A 7,326-nucleotide genomic window follows, 5' to 3' on the forward strand; every position below is an offset into this window, starting at 1 on the left:
GACATCCTCTTTTTATTCCCTTATATTAGTACCAGATACTAAGAATAGGGGTCGACGATATGAATATTGGAATCATCGGCATCGGATCGTTCTTACCGGACAATCGGGTGACAAATATCGATTTAGAAAAACGAATGGATACGAGCGATGAATGGATTCGTACACGTACGGGCATCGAGGCACGTCATTTGGCTGAAGGTGATGTGACTGTCGCTGATATGGCGACACGCGCCGCAGAACGGGCTTTACTGAGCGCGGGCGTCACAATCGATGAGATTGAAGCGATTGTCTGTGCAACGGCTACGGCGCCAGCCTTCCCGGCAACCGCATGTGTGGTTCAAGCGAATCTTGGCGCGAAAGCCGCTGTCGCCTTTGATGTGAGCGCGGCATGTAGCGGATTTATCTTCGCGATGGACACTGCCAAGAGTTTAATGGATTCGAAAGGGTTCAAAAAGACGCTTGTCATTGGAGCTGAGAAGATGGGTAGCCTGATTGATTGGGAGGACCGGTCGACGGCCGTCCTCTTCGGAGACGGGGCAGGAGCTGTCGTACTTGGGGAAGATGACATCGCATCGCTTGACTCGTTCGTACTCGGAAGTGACGGAACGGGTGGGAAACATTTGTATGAAAATGATGAAGGTAAGATTGTCATGAACGGTCGCGAAGTATTCAAGTTCGCGGTTCGAAAAATGCCGGAAATCGTGCTTGAGGTGTTAGACAAAGCTGATAAGACGTTGGAAGACCTTGACGTCCTCGTTCCACACCAGGCGAACCGTCGAATCATCGATGCCGCAATGGAACGTTTACACTTAGAAGAAGAGAAAGTGGTCATGACCATTCAAGACCATGCGAATACATCAGCAGCATCCATACCACTCGCTTTGGCCGAAGCGGTCAAGTCTGGCAAAATCCAAGATGGACAAACGGTCGTCATCGCAGGGTTTGGTGCCGGGCTCACTTGGGGGGCTAGCTGTCTGACATGGAATCACGCAACCATTACGGAGGGGAATCTTTTATGAAACGAGTAGTAGTGACAGGATTAGGAGTCGTATCGCCATTAGGGAACGATGTCTCAACAATGTGGGATCGCCTGTTAAAAGGGGATAACGCCATCGATACGTTGACGAAAATTGACATCAGCCAATACCCGGCCAAAGTCGGGGCGGAAGTGAAGGAGTGGAGTATCGAACATTTGGTCGAGCCTAAGGAAGCACGCAAGATGGACTCGTTCATTCAATACTCACTTCTTGCCGCAGATGCTGCGCACAAAGATAGTGGACTTGATGTAAAAGTGATCGCCGACAAAGTCGGGACATGGATTGGGAGCGGGATCGGTGGTGTCGAGACGATCGATAAACAATCCGTTGTTCTCCATGAACGTGGGCCACGTCGCGTCAGTCCGTTCTTTATTCCCATGATGATTCCGAACATGGCGAGTGGACAAGTTTCTATTTATCTCGGAGCAAAAGGACCGAGCAACTGTTCTGTGACAGCTTGTGCGTCAGGGACGAACTCCATCGGAGAAGCATTCCGAGTCATTCAACGAGGCGATGCCATCGCGATGTTCGCCGGTGGAGCGGAAGCACCAATCACACCACTCTCATTCGCGGGATTCTGCTCAAACAAAGCCCTTTCGACCAATCCGGACCCGAACACGGCGTGCCGTCCGTTCGATGAAAACCGTGACGGGTTTGTCATGGGTGAAGGAGCCGGGGTACTCGTCTTAGAGGAGTATGAACATGCGAAAGCACGTGGTGCGAAAATGTACGCTGAAGTCGTCGGGTATGGGATGAGTTCGGATGCTTACCATATCACGGCACCGTCACCAGAAGCGGAAGGCGGTTCAAAAGCGATGCATGAAGCGATTCGGGATGCCGGAATCACGCCGGAAGATGTTCAATATATCAACGCACATGGAACGAGCACACCACTCAATGATATGCTCGAGACGAAAGCGATTCGTCGTGTGTTCGGGGAACATGCCGACAAGCTTGCCGTCAACTCATCGAAATCGATGATCGGTCACCTTCTCGGTGGAGCCGGGGGAGTTGAAGCTGTCATCACGGCACTTTCGATTCATGAAGGAAAGATTCATCCGACAATCAACTGTGAGTCACCAGCGGAAGATTGTGATTTAGATTATGTTCGTGAAGGAAATCGGGAACTTGACATTCAGTATGCACTCAGTAACTCACTCGGCTTCGGGGGCCACAATGCGACGCTTGCATTTGCGAAAGTGACGAACTGACGGTAGAAAAATCATTCAAAAAAGGTTAGGGTATAAGGGTTGGTCTAACAGAAAGGAGCGCAACGAATGAAAAAGAAATCATTCATCGTGGCCGCCTTGTTAGGTTCAGTCCTTATCCTTTTTTTATTTATTTGGAACGAACAACGAGAGCAGTCGCGCAAACTATTACCACTAGAAGAACAAACCATCACCATCTACGGGGAGACACTTCCGACACAACCGGATGTCATGCTCGCGATTGACCCGGCATCCCAAACGGTATTGTCACATCTATATGAAGGACTCTATCGGTTCGGCGCAGATGGGGCGATTGAACCGGGACTCGTCGAGAAGTTAGAACGATCTGAAGACGGAACGGTCTATACATTCACATTGAAAGAAAGTGTGACGACAGAAGGGAATGCAGTTACCGCGCAGACGTTTGTTGACCATTTCCGTAAACTTGTCGATGATGAAACCAATTCTCCGTTCAGCTTCTTGCTCGCCGATGTCAAAGCCGCAAAAGAAATTGGACTCGGTCAAGAGGAACCGGAATCGTTAGGTGTCAAAGCAATTGATGATCAAACGCTTGAATTGACACTGATTCGACCGATGGAAGGATTCGAACAGGTTCTAGCAATGCCAGCATTTTTACCGCAGTCTTCGGTGAAGCCATGGGAAGAATTAGAAACAAACGGTCCATTTAAAATGGGAACAATCGGTGATACGAAAGTCTCGTTACATAAAAACGAAACGTATCGTGAAGCTGAGAAGGTTATGCTTGAAACGATTACGATCAAGAATGAACCGAACTTGACGGAGGCAAAAGGGATGCACCCCGTCCCATATGATTTTGATGTCTCATCTGTTGATGAAGAAGTCATGTCAGTAAAAGACAGTCCGCGAAGTGGCGTCTTTTATTTAAAACCGAATGTTGAAAAAGCACCGTTTAATGACATGGCGTTTCGTCAAGCACTCGCGTTGACGCTTGAACGATCAGCAATCGAAGATTCCCTTGCCCGAGCAGAACAACCAACCGAACGGTTACTCGTCATCGATCAAAAAGATACGGTTGCACAATTAGAAGGGGACGCTGACCAATTGTTTGAATCAGTGAAGAAACGTCTGAAGAAAGACGAAATCGAAATCGAACTTCTTAGCTTTGTTGATGATGAAGCGCGTCAAATCTCCACAAATTTAAAGAAGAATTTGGAACAGTTGGATGGTTTGACCGTCAAGGTCCTAGAACTACCTCTCGGAGAAAAAGTTAGGAAAGAAGTCTCAGGAGACTATGTTTTCTCTTTATCAGGTTGGCAACCCGATTATCCGATGTTGTCCGCCTATTTAACTCAATTTGAAACAAACGATGTGCTGAATTCAAGTCGATATGCGAGTGAATCATATGACAAATTGATGAATCAGGCTCGTTCAACGGATCGGTTAGAAGAGCGAAATGAAATCTTGCGAAAAGCGGAAGCACAGCTGTTAGAAGAGGCGGTTGTTATGCCAATCTATCAAGCTGGTCGATCCTATTTGATTGAAAAAAGCTATGACGAAATCGGTTATCCGGTCATTGGTCCTTCGTACGTCCTAACCTTTTTAAAAAAATACGAAAATTGAGCTAAAAGCCCACCGCTGTAGGTGGGCTTTTAGACTATAGATAAAATTTTTTAGAAAAATCAAAATAAACACTTTGCAAAATTATCAGAATATTGTATTATTGCATCAACGGGATTTTGGTAACAAATACTGTCAGAAGAAATGACTGAATTTTCTACCATCATTCACTTCGTTAAAACGAAAAAATCAGGGGGTCATCGCAATGAATAAGAAAAAAGGTTTTGCTTTAGCAACTTCGGTTACACTTCTATCAAGTGCATTCCTAGCTGCATGTTCGACAGGGGACGACGAAAACGCATCAAAAGACTCGAATCAAGGTAATGCAGATGAAGAGCAAGTCCTCAACTTGCTCGACAGCTCAGACATTCCTTCACTTAACCCAACACTCGCAACGGATGCCGTTTCGTTCAACGTTTTGAACAACGTAAACGAAGGTCTTTACCGTATGGATGAGAACGACGAGCCAACTCCTGGTGTCGCTGAATCTCACGAAGTTTCTGAAGACGGGAAAACATACACGTTCAAAATCCGTGAAGGTGTGACTTGGTCAAACGGCGAGCCTGTCACAGCGAACGACTTCGAATACGCTTGGAAAGAAGTACTCAACCCAGACAACGCTTCACAATATGCATACGTTATGTCAGTCATTGAAGGCGCAGAAGCGTACAACACTGGCGAAGGCGAGCGCGATGCTGTAGGCGTTAAAGCAATCGACGATCAAACTCTTGAAGTTAAATTGACAGCACCTGCTGACTACTTCCTCGGATTGACAAGCTTTGGTGTCTTCATGCCTAAACTTGAATCATTCGATACAGAGCAAGGCGAAAACTTCGGTACATCTGCAGAGACAACTCTCTACAACGGACCGTTCAAACTCGAAAGCTGGGAGCGCGAGCAAGGCTGGAAGATGGTTAAGAACGACGACTATTGGGATGCGGATGCAGTCAAACTTGACGAAATCAACGTCAAAGTCGTTAAAGAAGTATCAACAGGTGTTAACTTGTATGAAAACGGTGACGTGGACCGTACAGGCTTGACTTCTGAACTCGTTGCTCAATACCAAGACAACGAAGACTTCTCAACTGTAGTTGAACCAACAATCTTCTACCTCCAGTTCAACACGAAAGTGAAAGAACTCGACAACCAAAAAATCCGTAACGCGATTGACCGCGCTTATGACAAAACAGCGATCGCAGAAACACTTCTTGCGAACGGTTCAATCCCTGCAAACTTCTTCGTACCAAAAGATTTCGCTACAGGTCCAGACGGAAAAGACTTCCGTGAAGGCAATGGCGACATCGGTGGCTACAACGTAGAAGAAGCACAAAAACTTTGGGAAGAAGGGCTCAAAGAGCTCGGAACAGACAAAGTTGAACTTGAACTTCTCAACTACGACTCAGAGTCTGCGAAGCAAATCGGTGAGTTCATCAAAGGTGAACTTGAGAAGAACCTTCCAGGTATGAGCGTTTCAATCAAGCAACAACCGTTCAACAACAAACTTGACCTTGAAAACAAAGGGGACTTCGAGTTTACGTTCGCTGGTTGGGGCCCTGACTATCAAGATCCAATGACATTCGTTGACCTCTTCGTCACAGACGGACCATACAACCGTGGTAAATGGTCGAACGAAGAGTTCGATAAACTCATTGCTGATGCGAAAGCAAGCACAGACCCAGCTGAGCGTTGGAAGCAAATGCAAGATGCAGAGAAAATCGTTCTTGATGAGAACGCGATCTCACCAGTTTACCAACGTGGTTCAGCTCGCCTCACGAAGCCATATGTTAAAGGGATCGTTGAGCACGCATTCGGTGCGGACTACTCTTACAAGTGGGCTTACATCGAAGGCAAACAATAATCCATTTAGTTTTCAAAAAGAGAGACAGGGACGCCTGTCTCTCTTTTTTGTGTAAAAAAAGAACTCTCACGTGGAGAGTTCTCATGAAAACATTACTTTTTCACTTTGGCACGCTTGCGACTGAGTCCCATCGCTTTTTCAATTTTGGCGAGATTTTTATTCGCCACGGCTTCAGCCTTGGCTCGACCAGCATCGAGGATTTCATCTAGTTCTGATGAATCGATCAATTCGTGATAGCGAGTTTGAATCGGTTCGAGCAACGCAACGACCGCTTCTGCGACATCTTGTTTGAACGTTCCGTAGTTTGAATTCTCATACTGTTTGACGAGGTCATCAATCGATGTCCCGGTAGAGAGAGAGTAAATTTCCAATAAGTTCGAGATGCCTGGTTTGTTTTCGCGATCGAACGTGATGATGCCGCTCGAGTCCGTGACGGCACTCTTGATTTTCTTACGGATGACATCCGGCTCATCGAGCATCGAGATATATCCTTTGGCGTTCGAATCCGATTTCGACATCTTTTTCACAGGGTTAGTGAGCGACATGATCCGTGCGCCTTCTTTTTGAATGAGTGGCTCTGGCATCGTGAATGTCTCATAATACCGTTTGTTAAACCGTTCCGCCAAATCACGAGTCAACTCGATATGTTGCTTTTGGTCGTCCCCGACTGGAACGAGTTCCGTATTGTATAACAAAATGTCGGATGCCATGAGCGTTGGGTAGACAAATAGCCCTGCCCCGACATTCTCACTGCCTTGTGATTTATCCTTATATTGCGTCATGCGGCCGAGTTCGCCCATTCCAGCGATACAAGTCAACATCCAGCCGAGTTGAGCGTGCGCTTTTACTTCGGATTGAACGAAGATTGTTGCTTTTTTAGGATCGAGGCCAGAAGCAAGATAGAGTGCCGCTAATTTTCGAGTGTTGTTCATGAGCTCAACTCGATCGAGTTGAACGGTAATTGAATGTAAATCGACGATACAATAGTAGGCATTGTTGTCGTCTTGCAGGTCGACGAATTGTTTCATCGCACCAAGATAGTTACCGAGCGTCACGACGCCGGTCGGTTTGATTCCAGAAAAAATCGTTGCCATGTGTATACACCTCCGAAGAATATAAAAAAACCGCAGTCGTCCTCCCGAAAAAATCGGGACGAATAACCGCGGTGCCACCCAAATTTGCATAAACTATGCCACTTGAACGCTATAACGGGCGTGAACCGTCTCGCCATACTACTGTTCAAGCGAGCCACTCCGAAGTCCATTCGTTCAAGACCTTATCATCTACTCGCAGCACCGTAGACTCTCTGGGGAAAAGGGATATCGAACTACTTGTCTTCTTCATTGTGTTCTTATTCTGAATCTAGTTTAGCATAGGTTTTGAATCACGAAAAGAGTGAACTACTCGCCACTTATTTGCTTCGCAAATTGAAGTGGGAGCTTCTTGGGAAGACCATGCTCTTACCAGCCACGATTATTTACCAAGCTCGTCGGGCAGTCCCTGCCCTGAATGGTTGTCAGTCAGCCAACATCAATAGGTTGATGCTCGCGTTGATGTCACGGTCATGATGCGCGCCACAGGCACACGTCCATTCACGGACGTCCATCGCTTTCTTCTGACCTTT

6 protein-coding genes and 1 other annotated feature are annotated in these 7,326 nt (G+C 46.7%); of the genes, 4 read left to right on the plus strand and 2 right to left on the minus strand.

Annotated elements, in window-relative coordinates:
• Window positions 1-59 precede the first annotated feature (59 nt).
• The 4 genes from KNO94_RS09495 to KNO94_RS09510 all read left to right on the plus strand — a co-directional run bounded on the left by KNO94_RS09495 (window position 60) and on the right by KNO94_RS09510 (window position 5,702).
• Window positions 60-1,019, plus strand: coding sequence for a beta-ketoacyl-ACP synthase III (locus KNO94_RS09495; protein ID WP_214779153.1), 960 nt, complete (start codon window positions 60-62; stop codon window positions 1,017-1,019).
• Window positions 1,016-2,248: a beta-ketoacyl-ACP synthase II gene (gene fabF, locus KNO94_RS09500; protein WP_214779155.1), complete on the plus strand. Its 1,233-nt coding sequence runs from the start codon at window positions 1,016-1,018 to the stop codon at window positions 2,246-2,248. The genes KNO94_RS09495 and fabF overlap by 4 nt, the downstream gene beginning before the upstream one ends.
• Window positions 2,249-2,314: 66 nt before the next feature.
• Window positions 2,315-3,847 carry a peptide ABC transporter substrate-binding protein gene (locus tag KNO94_RS09505; protein ID WP_214779157.1) on the plus strand — a complete coding sequence of 511 codons (1,533 nt, stop codon included), beginning with the start codon at window positions 2,315-2,317 and terminating at the stop codon, window positions 3,845-3,847.
• 202 nt (window positions 3,848-4,049) lie between these two features.
• Window positions 4,050-5,702 (plus strand): peptide ABC transporter substrate-binding protein, encoded by a 1,653-nt coding sequence (locus tag KNO94_RS09510; protein WP_214779160.1) that lies wholly within the window; start codon window positions 4,050-4,052, stop codon window positions 5,700-5,702.
• Window positions 5,703-5,794: 92 nt separating this feature from the next.
• Here the strand turns inward: KNO94_RS09510 and trpS are convergent, their stop codons facing one another.
• Both trpS and KNO94_RS09520 read right to left on the minus strand, forming a co-directional pair.
• On the minus strand, window positions 5,795-6,796 hold the full coding sequence (gene trpS / locus KNO94_RS09515; RefSeq protein ID WP_214779162.1) for a tryptophan--tRNA ligase: 1,002 nt from the start codon (window positions 6,794-6,796) through the stop codon (window positions 5,795-5,797).
• Window positions 6,797-6,847: 51 nt separating this feature from the next.
• Window positions 6,848-7,055: a binding site (T-box leader), on the minus strand.
• Between the two features lie 163 nt (window positions 7,056-7,218).
• Window positions 7,219-7,326, minus strand: a 108-nt coding sequence (locus KNO94_RS09520) for a zinc ribbon domain-containing protein (RefSeq protein WP_214779179.1), incomplete at its 5' end; no start/stop codon positions are given.

This window comes from Exiguobacterium sp. s22, assembly GCF_018617455.1.
Lineage (GTDB): Bacteria > Bacillota > Bacilli > Exiguobacteriales > Exiguobacteriaceae > Exiguobacterium.